The organism is Streptomyces sp. NBC_00086 (genome assembly GCF_026343255.1).
Classification (GTDB): domain Bacteria; phylum Actinomycetota; class Actinomycetes; order Streptomycetales; family Streptomycetaceae; genus Streptomyces.
The window spans coordinates 6,978,768-6,994,758 of record NZ_JAPELZ010000001.1 but is presented as its reverse complement, the minus strand read 5'-3'; the positions used below and the strand labels follow the sequence as shown (position 1 = coordinate 6,994,758).

The window sequence follows — 15,991 nt, the reverse complement described above, 5'->3', positions numbered from 1 at the left end:
ATCCGTCCATTGCTGGAGGGAGTCACTCCTCGAGTCGCAGGTGCCCACGGGCCTCGGGGTCCCGGGGCCGGTGGGAGGGCGCACGGTCGCGCCCCCACACCAGGTTAGTCATTGAGATCGCAGCCGCAATGGGACGCAGCGACGAGGCCGGACGGGCTCAGTCGTTCTTTGAGCCGGTTCCGTGGGCTTCGGCCAGGGCGCGCAGGGCGCGGGCGTCGCCGATCGCCTGGGCCTTGGCGACCCCGGGCTGGATGCCGAGGGCGGGCAGGCTGGTGCCGTCGCTCAGGTCGAGGAACACCCAGGCGTCGCCGGGGCGGAGGTTGACGCGCAGGATCTGCGCCCACTCCAGGCGGCGGGTGGTGGTGAGGTTGACGACCGTGACTCCGGTCTCGTCGGCGACCACCTTGGGGCGGCTGAGCAGGACGAGGACGGAGGAGAGCAGGGCCGCGGTGAAGACGAAGGCGATCCGCTCACCGGGGTGCAGGGTTTCGAGGACCAGGGCGATCGCCGTGATCGTGACGAACATGGCGGCGCCCACGCCCAGCAGGACGGCCCGGGTGCGGGTCGGCCGGAAGGTGACCGGCAGGGCGGGCGGTGCGGGCTGGGCGGTGGCGTCGGCCATGTTCGTCAGATGCCTTCGGGTGGTGCCGGATGAAGAAAGGTGCGCGAGGCGGACCCGTCAGAGGCGGCAGGCGTGGATCGAGGTGGTGAGGATCGCCCGCGCGCCGAGCTCGTACAGGTCGTCCATGATCCGCTGGGCCTCCTTGGCGGGGACCATGGCGCGGACGGCGACCCAGCCCTCGTTGTGCAGCGGGGAGACGGTCGGCGACTCCAGGCCCGGGGTGAGGGCGACCGCGCGCTCCAGGTGCTCGGCGCGGCAGTCGTAGTCCATCATCACGTAGCTGCGGGCGACCAGGACGCCCTGGAGGCGGCGCAGGAACTGCTGCGCGCGCGGGTCCTCGGGGTCGGTGCCGTTGCCGCGGATGACGACGGCCTCGGAGGTCATGATCGGCTCGCCGATGACCTCCAGTCCGGCGTTGCGCAGGCTGGTGCCGGTCTCGACGACGTCGGCGATGATCTGGGCGACGCCGAGCTGGATGGCGGTCTCGACCGCGCCGTCGAGGTGGACGACGGAGGCCTCGATGCCCTGGTCGGCGAGGTGCTTCGCGACGATTCCCTCGTACGAGGTCGCGATGGTCATCCCGTGGAAGTCCTCGGGGCCCTTCGCGGTGCCGGGGATGGTGGCGTAGCGGAAGGTGGAGCGGCCGAAGTTCAGCGGCAGGATCTCCTCGGCGCTGGCGCCGGAGTCGAGCAGCAGGTCGCGGCCGGTGATGCCGATGTCGAGCTTCCCGGAGGACACGTAGATCGCGATGTCCTTGGGGCGGAGGTAGAAGAACTCCACCTCGTTGTCGGGGTCGACGACCACGAGCTCCTTGGACTCCTTGCGCATCCGGTAGCCGGCCTCATGGAGCATCGCCGACGCCGGTCCGGAGAGTGAACCCTTGTTGGGGACGGCGATGCGCAGCATGGGGCTTCCTTTGGTGCGTAGGTGCGAAAGGGTGTGCTGGTACGTGTGCGGGGCGCGCGGACGCCCCGGCAGCCTGTGCCGGGGCCGCGCGGACTTGCCGCGGCCTGTGAACCGCTGCGGCCTAGAGGTGCGCGTAGACGTCTTCGAGGGTGATCCCGCGCGCCACCATCATCACCTGGACGTGGTAGAGCAGCTGGGAGATCTCCTCGGCGGCGGCTTCCTTGCCCTCGTACTCGGCGGCCATCCAGACCTCGGCGGCCTCCTCGACGACCTTCTTGCCGATGGCATGGACGCCCTTGCCGACCAGCTCGGCGGTGCGGGAGGTGCCGGGGTCACCGTTGGCCTTGAGCTGGAGCTCGGTGAAGAGCTCTTCGAAGCTCTTGGGGGTTTTGTTCGCCATGATGGTCCTCAGAATACGGGGTCGGCGACTACCTGCTGGCGCCAGGGTTCGTGACGGCCCGCAGGATCATGGCGGTGGAGACGGCGGCGGTGACCGCTTCGTGCCCCTTGTCCTCGTTCGACCCCTCGAGCCCGGCGCGGTCCAGCGCCTGCTCGTCGTTGTCGCAGGTCAGTACGCCGAAGCCGACGGGGACTCCGGTGTCGATCGACACCTGTACCAGGCCCTGGGTGACGCCCTGGCAGACGTAGTCGAAGTGCGGGGTGCCGCCGCGGATGACCACGCCGAGGGCGACGATGGCATCGTAACCGCGACCGGCCAGTACCTTGGCCACGACCGGGAGCTCGAAGCTGCCCGGGACCCGCAGCAGGGTGGGCTCGTCGATCCCCAGCTCGTGCAGGGCCCGCAGGGCGCCGTCCACCAGGCCGTCCATGACCTTCTCGTGCCACTGGGCCGCGATCACGGCGACGCGCAGGTCTCCGCAGTTCTTCACGCTCAGTTCGGGTGCGCCCTTGCCGCTCACAGCTCTGCTCCTCGTTGCGATTCGTGTGGTGTGGGGTGGTGTGGTGTGGGGTGGTGCTCGGGGATGGTGTTGCCGGTTACTGGTTGCCGCAGGCGGACGTGGTCACTGCCCCGTCCAGCCAGGGCAGGTCGTGGCCCATCCGGTCCCGCTTGGTGCGCAGGTAGCGCAGGTTGTGCTCGCCCGCCTCCATGGGCATCGGCTCCCGGTCGGAAACCTTGATGCCGTGGCTGATGAGGGCCGCCGACTTCTCGGGGTTGTTGGTCAGCAGCCGGACGCTGTGGACGCCGAGGTCGGCGAGCATCTGCGCGCCGGCCCCGTAGTCGCGGGCGTCGGCGGGCAGGCCCAGCTCCAGGTTGGCGTCGAGGGTGTCGCGGCCGCGCTCCTGGAGCTCGTACGCGCGCAGCTTCGACAGCAGGCCGATGCCGCGGCCCTCGTGGCCGCGCAGGTAGACGATCACACCGCGGCCGGCCGCCTGGACCCGCTGCATGGCGGTGTGCAGCTGGGGGCCGCAGTCGCAGCGCTGCGACTGGAAGATGTCCCCGGTCAGGCACTCGGAGTGCATCCGGACCAGGACGTCCTCGCCGTCGCCGATCTCGCCGTGGACGAGGGCGACGTGCTCGACCCCGTCGACGGTGGAGCGGAACCCGTACGCGGTGAACTGGCCGAAGGAGGTCGGCAGGCTGACCTGGGCCTCACGGCGCACGGTCGGCTCGGCGGAGCGGCGGTAGGCGATCAGGTCCTCGATGGAGATGATCGTCAGGCCGTGCTTGCGGGCGAAGGGGATCAGCTCGGGCAGCCGCAGCATCACCCCGTCCTCGCCGGCGATCTCCACGATGGCGCCGGCCGGGCGCAGGCCCGCGAGGCGGGCGAGGTCGACGGCGGCCTCGGTGTGGCCGTTGCGGGCCAGGACGCCGCCGGGCTTGGCGCGCAGCGGGAAGACGTGCCCGGGGCGGACGAAGTCGCCCGGGCCCGAGACCCCGTCGGCCAGCAGCCGCAGGGTGGTGGCGCGGTCGGCGGCCGAGATGCCGGTGGTGACTCCGTGGGCGCCGCTCGCGTCGACGGAGACGGTGAAGGCGGTCTGCATCGATTCGGTGTTGTGCTGGACCATCTGCGGGAGTTCGAGCCGCTCCAGCTCGTCGCCCTCCAGGGGCGCGCAGATCAGGCCGCGGCACTCGCTCATCATGAAGGCGATGATCTCGGGGGTGGCCTTCTCGGCCGCGATGACGAGGTCGCCCTCGTTCTCGCGGTCCTCGTCGTCGACGACGACCACCGGGCGGCCGGCCGCGATGTCGCGGATGGCCTGCTCGACGGGGTCGAGCCGGAACGTCTCCTGCTCGACGCCGGGCACGGGCTTCAGGACGGGGTTCGGGGAGGTCATGCCGTTGCTCCTTCCAGAGCCGGGGCGGTGGTGGTGCGCGAGCGCTGGTACCAGTCGTAGGCGCCCCAGACGACGAGGGCGAAGTACACGACGTAGACGAGGCCGGAGAAGGCCAGTCCGCTGTTGAAGGCGAGGGGTACGCCGACCAGGTCGACGAGGAGCCAGGCGAACCAGAACTCGACCAGGCCGCGGGCCTGGGCGACCATCGCGACGATGGTGCCGACGAAGATGTAGGCGTCGGCCCACGGGCTCCACGACAGGCTCGGGTAGAGGCTGAACAGGCCGCCGACGGCCAGGGTGCCGGCCACCGCGCCGCCCAGCAGGAGGCCGCGCTCCTTCCAGGATGCGGTGCGGACGGCGATGGAGCCGTCCTGAGCGTCCTGCTTGCCGCGCTGCCAGGCGCGCCAGCCCCACGCGGCCACGCCGATGACGAGGAGCTGCTTGCCGACCCCGCCGGAGAGGTGCGCGGAGGCGTAGGCGCCGACGAGGATCAGGCCGGAGAGGAGCTGGGCAGGCCAGGTCCATATGGAGCGCCGCCAGCCGAGCGCGAGGGCGCCCAGGCCGATCAGGTTGCCGATCATGTCGGACCAGATGACCTTCTGGTCGAAGACCTCGAAGGCCTCGGTGTTGAGCCAGGTCAGGGCGCTCACTTCGACTCCCCCGTGGTGTGGAGCACGTTCGAGGCCAGGGGCGTGACCCCGGCGGCCAGCAGGCGCTCGACGTACTTCGCCAGGACGTCGACCTCCAGGTTGACCGGGTCGCCGGGCTTCTTGATGCCCAGGGTGGTCAGCGCGAGGGTGGTGGGGATCAGGCTGATGGTGAACCAGTCGGCGGCGGCCTCGACCACGGTGAGGCTGACGCCGTCGACCGTGATGGAGCCCTTCTCGACGACGTAGCGCGAGAGGTTCTCCGGGAGGGCGACCTTGACGATCTCCCAGTGCTCGGAGGGGGTCCGCGAGACAATCTCGCCGGTTCCGTCCACGTGCCCCTGGACCAGGTGGCCGCCGAGCCGTCCGCCGAGCTCCATCGGGCGCTCCAGGTTGACCCGGGAGCCCTGGGTGAGGGCTCCGAGGCTGGAGCGGTTCAGGGTCTCCTGCATGACGTCGGCGGTGAACTCGCCGTCGCCGGTCTCCACGACCGTCAGGCAGACGCCGTTCACGGCGATGGAGTCCCCGTGCTTGGCGTCCACGGTGACGACCGGGCCGCGCAGGCGGAAGCGGGAGGCTTCCGCGAGCTCCTCGACGGCGACGACCTCGCCCAGTTCTTCGACGATTCCGGTGAACACTCAGTGCTCCTTGAGGGCTGTGGGGGCGGAGGGGGCCGACGCGGGGACGGCGGTGACGCGGATGTCCGTGCCGATGCGGACGGTTTCGGTGATCCGGAGCCGGAGCGCGTCGGCGAGGGTGCCGATGCCGGCGTCGGCGAGGGCGAGGGGGCCCGCGCCGAGGAGGACGGGGGCCAGGTAGCCGATGACCTTGTCGACGGCCCCGGCGGCGACGAAGGCGCCGGCCAGGGTGGGGCCGCCTTCGAGGAGGACGGAGCGGATGCCGCGCCCGTACAGCTCGCGCAGCAGGGCGTCCACGGAGATCCCGTACTTGTCGTACGGGAGCCGGGCCAGCTCCACTCCGGCGAGGTGGCGGGTGTCCGCATCCTCGGCGACGGCGATCAGGGTGGGCGCGGCTTCGTCCAGGACACGGGCGGTGGGCCGGATGGTGGCGTGGGTGTCCAGGACCACGCGCAGGGGCTGGTGGGCGGCGGTGAAACCGTCGATCCCCCGGACCGCGAGGTGCGGGTCGTCGGCGCGCAGGGTGCCGGATCCCACGACCACGGCGTCGGACTCGGCGCGCAGCCGGTGGACGTCGGCGCGGGACTCGGGGGAGCTGATCCAGCGGCTGGTGCCGTCGGCGGCCGCGATGCGGCCGTCGAGGGTCGCGGCGTACTTCCACAGGATGTACGGGCGCCCCAGGCGTACGGAGGTCAGCCAGGCGGCGTTGCCCGCCTCGGCCTCCTCGGCGAGCAGCCCGGCCGCGGTGTCGATCCCGGCGGCGCGCAGGGTGGCTCCGCCACCGCTGGCCTGCGGGTTCGGGTCGGAGACGGCGTAGACCACGCGGGCGATCCCGGCGGCGATGAGGGCTTGCGCGCAGGGTCCCGTACGGCCGGTGTGGTTACAGGGTTCGAGGGTGACGTAGGCGGTGCCGCCCCTGGCCGCCGGGCCCGCCGCGTTCAGGGCGTGGATCTCGGCGTGCGGGCCGCCGGCCCGCTCGTGCCAGCCTTCGCCCACGACGGCGCCCGAGGCGTCGGTGATGACGCAGCCGACGACCGGGTTGGGGCTGGTGGAGCCGAGTCCGCGGGCGGCGAGCTCGATGGCTCGGCGCATGGCGCGGGTGCCCGCGTCGGGTGCTGCGTGCGCGGCGTGTGTCGCCACCGGGTCCTCCTGCCTCATCGGGCACGGACTCCGGGGCCTGTCGGGATACGACAGATGAAGCGGGTAGCACACGCGGGGACGCCGAGGCCGGAAAACACGGTCCGTTCGACGACACGTCCCGAGGGATGTGCCGGTGGACCGCCGACGGCGGCGTACCGGTGACTGGCCCGCCGCGCACTGCCTCCCATCCGGACTTTAACCGTCGGTCCAGGAATTTCACCTGGTCAACCGGCCGCTGGCTGCGGACGGGTCGCGGACTATAACCGCCGGTTCGGAATTACACCGACCCCGGAGTGCGCTGCTACTGGTACTGAAGCCAGTGTGCCACGGGTGATCGGCGGCCATGCGGGTGAGTCAATGTGGCCTGGGTCACACGTTCGGTCGTTCTTGAGCGCGTCGATTGCGCCGTTCGGCCGATTCGCTCCCCATCCGCAGCGACGCACGCACCTCCACCCGTGGTGACGCGCACACCCCCACCCGCGGTGACGCGCGCACCCACACCCATGGCGACGCGCACACCCCGCCCATATCGACGCACACACCCCAGTTCGCACCGACGCGCACACCCGCGCCAGGACTTGCCGGATCGCGCACTTTGGTCCAGACCTATTGACGGGTTGGTCTAGTCCTCTTAACGTTCCCTTCATCTTCCCCGGGAGACAGCCCGTCAGATGTGCGCACGTCACGGGCCAACACGCACCACGTTCCAGCCTGTTGTGTCCTGCCATCCTCCCCTCCCCAGGAGGCACAATGCTGTCCCCCACCAAGACGAGAGCCATGCTCCTGACGTCCGGCGCCGCAATCGCCGGTCTGCTGGTGGCCGGGCTCTCGGCGGGCGTCTCGCACGCCGCCGACAACGAGTCCTGTCGCCCCGACGGTCTGTACAAGACCGCGGGCGTGGACGTCCCGTACTGCTCGGTGTACGACACCGAGGGCCGCGAGAAGATGGGCGCCGACCACCAGCGCCGCGTCATCGGCTACTTCACGGGCTGGCGCACGGGCAAGGACGGCACGCCCGCCTACCTGCCCCACAACATCCCGTGGTCCAAGGTCACGCACCTCAACTACGCCTTCGCCCACGTGGGCAGCGACAACAAGATCTCCGTCGGTGCCGACAACGCGAACAACTCCGCCACCGGGATGACCTGGCCGGGAGTCGCGGGCGCCGAGATGGACCCCGCCCTCCCTTACAAGGGCAATTTCAACCTGCTGAACAAATTCAAGAAGCAGTACCCGAACGTCAAGACGCTGATCTCGGTCGGCGGCTGGGCGGAGACCGGCGGCTACTTCGGCGACGACGGCAACCGCGTCGCGTCGGGCGGCTTCTACTCGATGGCCACCAACGCCGACGGCTCGGTCAACCAGGCCGGCATCAACACCTTCGCGGACTCCTCGGTCGAGTTCATCCGCAAGTACGGGTTCAACGGCGTCGACATCGACTACGAGTACCCGACCACCATGAAGGACGCGGGCAACCCGCTGGACTGGCAGCTGGCCAACGCCCGCCGCGCCGGTCTGGTCAAGGGCTACGACGCCCTGATGAAGACCCTGCGCGAGAAGCTGGACCGGGCCGGCGCCGCCGACGGCAAGCACTACCTGGTGACCGTCGCCGCCCCCTCCTCCGGCTACCTGCTGCGCGGCATGGAGACGTTCCAGATGCAGAAGTACCTGGACTACGTCAACATCATGTCCTACGACCTGCACGGTGCGTGGAACGAGTACGTGGGCCCCAACGCCTCGCTCTTCGACGACGGCAAGGACGCCGAGCTCGCCGCCGCGAACGTCTACGGCAGCTCCCAGTACGGGAACATCGGCTACCTCAACACCGACTGGGCCTACCACTACTTCCGCGGCTCCATGCCGGCCGGCCGCATCAACATCGGCCTGCCGTACTACACCCGCGGCCACAAGAACGTCCAGGGCGGCACCGACGGTCTGTGGGGCAAGGCCTCCGCGACCACCTGCCCGGCCGGCGCGGGCCTGACCAAGTGCGGTGACGGCGCGGTCGGCATCGACAACCTGTGGCACGACAAGGACACCAACGGCGTCGAGTCGCCGGCCGGTTCCAACCCGATGTGGCACGCCAAGAACCTGGAGAAGGGGATCGTCGGCGACTACGTCACCAAGTACGGCTTCCCCGCGAACACCACGCTGACCGGCACCTACGCCCGCAAGTACGACTCGACCCTGGTCGCGCCGTGGCTGTGGAACGCGCAGAAGAAGGTCTTCCTCTCCACGGAGGACGAGCAGTCGGTGGCGGCCAAGGCCGACTACGTGATCGACCGCGGCATCGGCGGCACGATGGTCTGGGAGATGGCGGGCGACTACGCCTGGAACGCCACCAAGGGCCAGTACGAGATCGGCGACACGCTGACCTCCCTGATGTACGACAAGTTCAAGGCCGCCTCCCCGTACGGCGCCAAGAAGTCCAACACCGCGCTGCCGACGCAGGCCGTGGACATCAAGACGGAGTTCACCGAGTTCAAGCTCGGCGACTCGAACTACCCGATCACCCCGAAGCTCAAGATCACCAACAACACCACGGCCACCCTGCCGGGCGGCACGGAGTTCCAGTTCGACTACTCGACCGCGTCTCCGGCCAACGCCTCCGACCAGTCGGGCTTCGGCACCAAGGTGATCAAGAGCGACCACACCGGCAGCAACGTCGGCGGTCTGAAGGGCGACTTCCACCGGGTCTCGCTGAAGCTCCCGGCCTGGCAGACGCTCGCTCCGGGCGCCTCGGTCGACCTGGCCTTCAACTACTACCTGCCGGTCTCGACGCCTTCCAACTGGACGGTGAACATCTCCGGCACGACGTACGCGCTCGCCGGTGACCTGGCCCGCGGCACCACCGTGGTCCAGCCGGGCAGCACCACGCCGCCCACGACCCCGCCGACGACTCCCCCGACCACGCCGCCCACCACCCCGCCGACCACTCCCCCGACCACGCCGCCCACCACCCCTCCGGGCGGTACGTGCACCAACCCCGCGTACGTGGCGGGCACGGTCTACAACAGCGGCAACCTCGTCTCCCACAAGGGCCGCAACTGGAAGGCCCAGTGGTGGACGCAGAACGAGGAGCCCGGCACCACCGGTGAGTGGGGCGTCTGGAAGGACCAGGGCGCCTGCTGACACCCCTCGGGGTGACCGCGTAGGTGAAGTGACGTGACGTGAAGTGACGTGAGGACCCGGTGGCCCGGCGGCCACCGGGTCCTCGCGTTCCCCGGCGCGCGGTTCCCGGCCGCTCGCGGGGCCGGCCGACACCGGGCCGCGGCCCTCAGGCCGCGAACAGGACGGACTGCGCCGACTCCCGGGCCGCCAGCCGCGCCCCCGTGAGCACCGCCGGGTCGCCGAGGGTGCTGGCGCGGACCTCGGTCGGGACCGGGCTCAGGGCGGTGAGGCGGCGGGCGACCCTGGCCGCCAGGGCGGGTCCGCCCGCGCGGCCGAGCGCCCCGCCGAGCACGACGCAGCCGGGGTCCAGGATCGCGGCGACGGCCGCCGCCCCGAGGGCCAGCCGGTCGGCCAGGGCGTCGAGGAAGGCCGGTCCGGCGGCGCCCGCGACGGCCTCCTCGACCGGCCCGTCGAAGCCGTGGGCCGCTGCGAGCGCGGCCACCCCGGCCCGCCCCGCCAGCTCGTGGAAGCCGCCCTCGCAATTCGTGGCGGAGGGGAGGCCGCCCGTCCCGGGCACCGGCAGGAAGCCGATCTCCCCCGCCCCGCCGGAGGCGCCCCGGCGCAGCCGCCCGTCCAGGACCACGGCGGCACCGGCCCCTTCGCCGAGCCAGAGCAGCACGAAGGACTCCAGGTCCCGGGCCGCCCCGACGCGCTGTTCGGCCAGGGCCGCCAGGTTGGTCTCGTTCTCCACGACGACCACCGCGGGCAGCCGCCGCTGCAGCGCCGCCACCAGGTCCCGGTGCCAGGCGGGCAGTCCGGCGCTGTCGCGGAGCTCTCCGGTGCCGGGGGCCACCAGCCCGGGCGCTCCGATCACCACCGTGTGGAGCCGGTCGGCGCCCGCCTGCCGGGCGAGTTCCTCCAGCCGGTCCACCGCTTCCTCCACGGCGTCCACGGGCAGGGCCGCCTGCGCCAGCGGCCGGCCGAGGAGGTCGGCGACGACCGCCGTGGCGCTGTCCGTCCGTACGTCGAGCGCCGCGAGGTAGGCCCGCCGCGCCACGATCCCGTAGAGCTTGGCGTTGGGTCCGCGCCGCTGTTCGCCGGATTCCCCGACGACCTCGATCAGTCCGGCTCCGGTGAGGCGTTCCACCAGGTCGGCGACGGAGGGACGGGACAGGCCGGTCAGCTCCTTGAGCTGGGGGGCCGTCAGCGGGCCCTCCTCCTGCAGGAGCTGGAGGGCGAGCCGGTCGTTGATGGCCCGGGCCGTGCTCGGCGAGGCGGGGGACGGAGCGGGGGACGCGGCGCGGGTGGTGGCGGTCAGCGCCTTGGCAGGAGTCACGGCGCCCATCCTAGGAGTTCCGGGGCTTAACTATCAGGCAGGGTCCCTGATAGTTTACGTGTCATGACCGGGGAAACCGACCTCAGCCCGGCGCGACTGCGCCATGCCCGCTTCGCCATCGCCGGCGTCTTCTGCGCACACGGCGCGGTCACCGGCTCCTTCGCGACCCGCATCCCCTGGATCCAGGAGCACGCGCAGCTCAGCGCGGGCACCCTGGGCCTGGCCCTCGCCTTCCCCGCGCTCGGCGCGGCGCTCACGATGCCGCTGGCCGGCCGCATCAACCACCGGTTCGGCGCGCGCACCGCCCTGCGGATGCTGCTGAGCCTGTGGACGCTCGCCCTCATCCTCCCGAGCCTCGCCCCGAACCTGTGGACGCTCTGCTTCGTGCTCTTCGTCTACGGGGCGACCGCGGGCATGTCGGACGTGGCGATGAACGCGCTGGGCGTGGAGACCGAGAACCGGCTGAAGCGCTCGATCATGTCCTCGCTGCACGGCATGTGGAGCGTGGGCGCCCTGATCGGCTCGGCCGCCGGCACGGTCGCCGCGCACGCGGGCGCCGATGCCCGTCTGCACCACCTGATCGCCGCGCTCGCCCTGACGCTGGCCGGGCTGATCGCCGTACGGGGCGTCCTGGACCTGCGCACCGACACCGCCGGGGAGGAGGCGCCGCCGCACTTCGCGCTGCCCCCGAAGTCGGCGCTGTTCATCGGCGCGATCGGCTTCTGCGCGGTCTTCGCGGAGGGCGCGAGCCTGGACTGGTCCGCGGTGTACCTGCGGGACGTGCTGCACACGGACGCCGGTCTCGCGGCCGCCTCGACCACCGCCTTCGCGCTGACGATGGCGCTCGCCCGGCTCGTCGGGGACAAGGTCGTGGACCGGTTCGGGGCCGTGCGCACGGTCCGTGCGGGCGGCGCGCTCGCCACCGCGGGCGGGCTGCTCGTGGTCACGGTCCACCAGCCGGCCGCGGCGCTGGCCGGGTTCGGGCTGATCGGGCTCGGCATCGCGGTGGTGGTCCCGCTGGCCTTCGCGGCGGCCGCGCGCAGCGGTCCGGCGCCGGCGCAGGCCATCGCCGGTGTCGCGACGATCACATACACCTCGGGTCTGATCGCCCCGTCGGCGATCGGCGCGGTGGCCGACGCGACCTCGCTGGTGGTGTCGTTCGGGCTGGTCACGCTGCTGTCGTTCGCGCTGATCGTGGGGGCGACCGTACTGCGGCAGCGGCCGGTGGCAGCGGGGGCCGCCGGGGCGGCGGAGGCGGCCAACCGGGACGAACCTGCAGCTATCCGGCCGTAATATGTCGCCTGGTCACCTACGGCCTCGTAGCGTGGCCACGCTCCTGATGCACGACGAAGAACGAACGAAAAGCGGTGGAACATGGGCCTCGGCGTGCGCTGGACCCTGCACGGAGACGGGCGGACCCCCGCCCCCGGCGCGGTGGTGCGGCCGGACGAGCGGCTGTCGTGGCCGCGGACCGCCGGGCTCGGCGCCCAGCACGTCGTGGCGATGTTCGGAGCCAGCTTCGTGGCGCCGGTCCTGATGGGGCTGGACCCGAACCTCGCCATCATGATGTCCGGTGTCGCCACCGTCATCTTCCTGCTGGCGACCCGCGGCCGGGTCCCCTCGTACCTGGGCTGCTCGCTCTCCTTCGTGGGCGTGGCGGCGGCGATCCGGGCGAGCGGCGGGGACAGCGCGGTCGTCACGGGCGCGGTCTTCGTGGTCGGCGCGGCCCTGTTCCTGGCGGGGCTCGCGGTCCAGCGGTTCGGTGCGCGGATCATCCACGCGGCGATGCCGCCGGTGGTGACGGGCGCCGTCGTGATGCTGATCGGCTTCAACCTGGCGCCCGTCACGGCCTCCACGTACTGGCCGCAGGACCAGTGGACGGCCCTGCTGACGATGCTGTTCACCGGGCTGGCCGTGGTCTGCCTGCGGGGCTTCTGGTCGCGGATCGCGATCTTCCTCGGCCTGATCTTCGGGTACGGCATCTCCTGGGTCTTCGACCTCGTCTTCGGCAAGATCCACTCGACGATGGGCGGGCCGGACGCCGTCGACCACTGGCGGCTCGACCTGTCCGGGGTCGCCAAGGCCGACTGGGTCGGGCTGCCGACCTTCCACGCGCCGGCCTTCGAGTGGTCGGCGATCCTGATCGCGCTGCCGGTGGTCATCGCGCTGATCGCGGAGAACGCCGGACACATCAAGGCCGTCGGCGAGATGACGGGCGACCCGCTCGACGACAAGCTCGGCACGGCCATCGCCGCCGACGGCGCCGCGTCGATGCTGTCGACGGCGGTGGGCGGCCCGCCGAACACCACGTACTCCGAGAACATCGGCGTGATGGCCGCCACCCGCGTCTACTCCACGGCGGCCTACTGGGCGGCGGCCGGCTTCGCCCTCCTCTTCGGCCTGTGCCCGAAGTTCGGCGCGGTCGTCGCCGCGATCCCCGGCGGGGTGCTGGGCGGGATCACCGTGATCCTGTACGGGATGATCGGCCTGCTCGGCGCCCAGATCTGGATCAACGGCCGGGTGGACCTGCGCAATCCGCTGAACCTGGTGCCGGCCGCGGCGGGCATCATCATCGGCGTCGGCGGGGTCAAGCTGAACATCAGCGACAGCTTCGAGCTGGGCGGGATCGCGCTCGGCACGATCGTCGTGATCACGGGCTACCACGCACTGCGGTACTTCGCGCCGGCGCACCTCAAGCAGCAGGAACCGCTGCTGGACTCGGGCACGTCCGCGTACGACGAGGCGGACGGGAGCCCTGCCGGGGAGCCCGGCGACAAGCGGGGTTGACGGAGTTTCGCCCGAACCGGGGAAGCGTACGGCCAAGTTCCCCTGATCCCGGCCCGCGGCTGCGACGCTGCCTCCCATGGTCCCCATGGAAGCGGTGCTGGCGCGGATGCGCGCCCTGGACGAGCGGCTCCCCGAGCGGGACGGCGTCGCCGTCTTCAACCGGGTGTACCTCACGGTGACGCAGACCCTGCACGAGGGGATCGCGCACGGCGCGTTCCCCTCGCCCCGCCGGGCCGAAGCACTCAGCGTCCGCTTCGCCGAGCGCTACCTGACGGCGGTGGAGGCCGACCGGGCCCCGGCGTGCTGGCGGCCGCTGCTCCAGTACCGCCGCCATCCCGGGATCCGGCCGCTCCAGCACGCACTGGCCGGGATCAACGCGCACATCGGCCACGACCTGGCGCTGGCCGTGGTCGCCACCTGCCGCTCGCTCGACTGCGAACCGGCCGCGCTCGAAGCGGACTTCGACCGGGTCGGTGACACCCTGATCTCCCTGGAGGAGCACATCCGGGAGGACCTGATGCCGGGCCCGGACCTGCTGGAGATCGCGGACCCGCTCACGCACCTCCTCGGTGCCTGGAGCCTGGAGCGGGCCCGCGCGGGCGCCTGGGCCTCGGCCCGCCTGCTCTGGTCGCTGCGCCGCTCCCCCGATCTGGCGGAGGAGTTCACCGAGTCCCTCGACGCGGGGGTCGGCCTGGTCGGCCGCTGCCTGCTGACCCCGACGGGCTGAAACCCCGGTGCGTACGGTGAGCGGCCCGGCCTAGGCTCGGCCCATGACCAGCTTCGCCACGCACCGGCTCCGCGTGCACGACGCCACGCTGCCGGTCCACCGGCGGATGTCGGCCCTGCGCACCTGCCTGACCGAGTTCGCCCCGTACGGGCTCCGCGCGACCTTCCACCATCTGCGGGGCAGTGCGGGCATCCCCCGCGACCCGGCCCGGGACCCCGACTCGCTGGTGCGGGCGGTGGAGGAGCTCCAGGCCGCCCGGGAGGTGTGGGTACCGGGCATCCTGGCCTGGCAGGAGGCCCGGCGGGTCCAGAAGCGGGCCGGACTGCGTCCGGCGGAGCCGCCCGAACCGCGGTCGTGGGTGTGGTGCCCGAACCTGGAGTTCCATCCGCTGGGCCCGCTGGCCGAGGTGATGCCGCGGATCCTGCGGGCGCGGGAGTACCCGGGCGAGGGCTGCGCGGTGTGCGAGGCCGACCACTCCACCCTGCGCTGGAGCGACGGCCACCGCGTGTACGCGCTGTGCGCGCACTGCGGGGTGGAGCGGGGCGCGTCGACCGTCGAGGCCGTCGACGACCTTCACCGCCGGATCGCGTGCGCCTCGCGCTGGGGGGCCGTCTGGCGCGGAGACGCGGAGTGGGAGCGACCGCCCCGGACGTGAACGCCGGCCGGCGTCGCGATCACCGGGGCGGCCCTGCGTCCGCTTCGGCTTCCGTACGCGGTCGGACCCGGCGACGGGGTGGCCACGCGGGTGTCCATGCGGGTGTCCACGTCTCGCTGCCGGGACGGTCGGGGCCGTTGGTGCCCTCGGGGCCCTCGGCCCGGGTGGATTCGAGGTGGTCGCGCAGGGTGGCGAGGGCCGGGTGCGGGTTGTCGCGGCGCCAGATCAGTGAGTGCGGGTAGACGGGAGCCGGGCCGGTCACCGGGATGAGGCGCAGGCCGTGGCCGGCGGGCCAGACGAGCCGGGTGTGCGCTCCCATGAAGGTGGCCAGGGCCGGTGTGTCGGCGATGGTGTCCAGGAGTGCGTCGGAGCCGAAGTTGGGGCCCGTCGCCTCGATGGTGAGGCCGAACTCGGCGACGAGGTCGTCGTAGTAGGCGGCCCACTCGGTGCCGGGCGTGATGCCGGGCATCCAGATCCGGTGCCCGGCGAGCTGCGTGAGGGTCACCGACCGGGCTCGCGCCAGGGCGTGGGCGGGGCCCGTGAGCAATTGGAGCGGCTCGTCGAGCACCCGGACGGACTCGATGTCCTCGGGTAGGGGCCGGCCGGGCGCGGCGACGGCGCGGAAGGACGCGTCGATCGCCCCGGACCGGATGGCGGCGACGGCCGTGTCGATGTCGAACATCATCAGCACGTCGAGGTCGATCTCGGGGTGTGCGCGGTGGAAGCCCCGCATCAGGCCCGACCCCGCGCCGCGCGAGTTGAGCACGTCGACGCGCAGCGGACGGCGGCCGGTGAGCACGGAGGAGACCGCGCGCTCGGCAACACGCAGCAGCTCGCGCGCGTGGGGCAGGAAGGCCTGCCCGTCGATGGTGAGCTCGGTGCCGCGCGCCGCGCGGACGAAGAGCCGTACACCGAGGCTCTTCTCCAGGACGGCGATGCGCTTGGAGACGGCCTGCTGGGTGATCGCCAGGTCGGCGGCGGCTTCCTGGAACTGGCCCGTGTCGGCGACGGCGACGAAGGTGCGTACGGCTTCGAGATCCACGCCGACCACGTTAGTGCACAACTGATGGTTGTGGACCGTCGACGCATTGGTTGTTTGACCTGGCGCCGCCCTGCTCGCTTAG

General features: G+C 71.8%; 15 protein-coding genes and 1 riboswitch. Of the genes, 5 read left to right on the top strand and 10 right to left on the bottom strand.

Annotated features, from left to right (window positions below; translation table 11 throughout):
• Positions 1-157: 157 nt before the first annotated feature.
• The 8 genes from OG276_RS31785 to ribD form a co-directional block, all read right to left on the bottom strand.
• Entirely contained in the window at positions 158-622 is a 465-nt protein-coding gene (locus OG276_RS31785) for a PH domain-containing protein (protein ID WP_266910576.1), read from the bottom strand.
• Positions 623-679: 57 nt separating this feature from the next.
• Positions 680-1,528 carry an ATP phosphoribosyltransferase gene (hisG, locus tag OG276_RS31780; RefSeq protein WP_266910574.1) on the bottom strand — a complete coding sequence of 283 codons (849 nt, stop codon included), beginning with the start codon at positions 1,526-1,528 and terminating at the stop codon, positions 680-682.
• Positions 1,529-1,649: 121 nt separating this feature from the next.
• Positions 1,650-1,928: a phosphoribosyl-ATP diphosphatase gene (locus OG276_RS31775; protein WP_266910572.1), complete on the bottom strand. Its 279-nt coding sequence runs from the start codon at positions 1,926-1,928 to the stop codon at positions 1,650-1,652.
• 28 nt (positions 1,929-1,956) lie between these two features.
• Positions 1,957-2,448: a 6,7-dimethyl-8-ribityllumazine synthase gene (gene ribH, locus OG276_RS31770; protein WP_266910570.1), complete on the bottom strand. Its 492-nt coding sequence runs from the start codon at positions 2,446-2,448 to the stop codon at positions 1,957-1,959.
• A 76-nt stretch (positions 2,449-2,524) separates the two neighbouring features.
• Complete coding sequence (locus OG276_RS31765) at positions 2,525-3,826, bottom strand: bifunctional 3,4-dihydroxy-2-butanone-4-phosphate synthase/GTP cyclohydrolase II (protein WP_266910568.1); 1,302 nt, start codon at positions 3,824-3,826, stop codon at positions 2,525-2,527.
• Complete coding sequence (locus tag OG276_RS31760; protein ID WP_266910566.1) at positions 3,823-4,476, bottom strand: nicotinamide mononucleotide transporter family protein; 654 nt, start codon at positions 4,474-4,476, stop codon at positions 3,823-3,825. The genes OG276_RS31765 and OG276_RS31760 overlap by 4 nt, the downstream gene beginning before the upstream one ends.
• Positions 4,473-5,111, bottom strand: coding sequence for a riboflavin synthase (locus tag OG276_RS31755; RefSeq protein WP_266910564.1), 639 nt, complete (start codon positions 5,109-5,111; stop codon positions 4,473-4,475). The genes OG276_RS31760 and OG276_RS31755 overlap by 4 nt, the downstream gene beginning before the upstream one ends.
• Positions 5,112-6,203: a bifunctional diaminohydroxyphosphoribosylaminopyrimidine deaminase/5-amino-6-(5-phosphoribosylamino)uracil reductase RibD gene (gene ribD / locus OG276_RS31750; RefSeq protein WP_266913281.1), complete on the bottom strand. Its 1,092-nt coding sequence runs from the start codon at positions 6,201-6,203 to the stop codon at positions 5,112-5,114. It abuts the gene before it with no gap.
• Between the two features lie 218 nt (positions 6,204-6,421).
• Positions 6,422-6,552, bottom strand: a riboswitch (FMN riboswitch).
• A gap of 449 nt (positions 6,553-7,001) precedes the next feature.
• On the opposite strand from ribD, the gene OG276_RS31745 reads away from it, so the two are divergent.
• The gene (locus OG276_RS31745) at positions 7,002-9,383 is read left to right on the top strand and encodes a chitinase C-terminal domain-containing protein (protein WP_266910562.1); all 2,382 of its coding nucleotides are present in this window, start codon (positions 7,002-7,004) and stop codon (positions 9,381-9,383) included.
• A gap of 145 nt (positions 9,384-9,528) precedes the next feature.
• On the opposite strand, the gene OG276_RS31740 is transcribed toward OG276_RS31745, so the two are convergent.
• Positions 9,529-10,707, bottom strand: a complete 1,179-nt coding sequence (locus OG276_RS31740; RefSeq protein WP_266910560.1) for an ROK family transcriptional regulator — start codon at positions 10,705-10,707, stop codon at positions 9,529-9,531.
• A 54-nt stretch (positions 10,708-10,761) separates the two neighbouring features.
• On the opposite strand from OG276_RS31740, the gene OG276_RS31735 reads away from it, so the two are divergent.
• The 4 genes from OG276_RS31735 to OG276_RS31720 all read left to right on the top strand — a co-directional run bounded on the left by OG276_RS31735 (position 10,762) and on the right by OG276_RS31720 (position 14,867).
• Entirely contained in the window at positions 10,762-11,991 is a 1,230-nt protein-coding gene (locus tag OG276_RS31735; RefSeq protein ID WP_266910558.1) for an MFS transporter, read from the top strand.
• Positions 11,992-12,072: 81 nt separating this feature from the next.
• Entirely contained in the window at positions 12,073-13,485 is a 1,413-nt protein-coding gene (locus OG276_RS31730; RefSeq protein WP_266910556.1) for a uracil-xanthine permease family protein, read from the top strand.
• Positions 13,486-13,561: 76 nt separating this feature from the next.
• Complete coding sequence (locus OG276_RS31725; protein WP_250741452.1) at positions 13,562-14,212, top strand: DUF5995 family protein; 651 nt, start codon at positions 13,562-13,564, stop codon at positions 14,210-14,212.
• A gap of 43 nt (positions 14,213-14,255) precedes the next feature.
• Positions 14,256-14,867, top strand: a complete 612-nt coding sequence (locus OG276_RS31720) for a hypothetical protein (protein WP_266910553.1) — start codon at positions 14,256-14,258, stop codon at positions 14,865-14,867.
• Positions 14,868-14,886: 19 nt separating this feature from the next.
• Here OG276_RS31720 and OG276_RS31715 read toward each other — a convergent pair whose 3' ends face one another.
• On the bottom strand, positions 14,887-15,909 hold the full coding sequence (locus OG276_RS31715; RefSeq protein ID WP_266910551.1) for a LysR family transcriptional regulator: 1,023 nt from the start codon (positions 15,907-15,909) through the stop codon (positions 14,887-14,889).
• Positions 15,910-15,991: the final 82 nt, after the last annotated feature.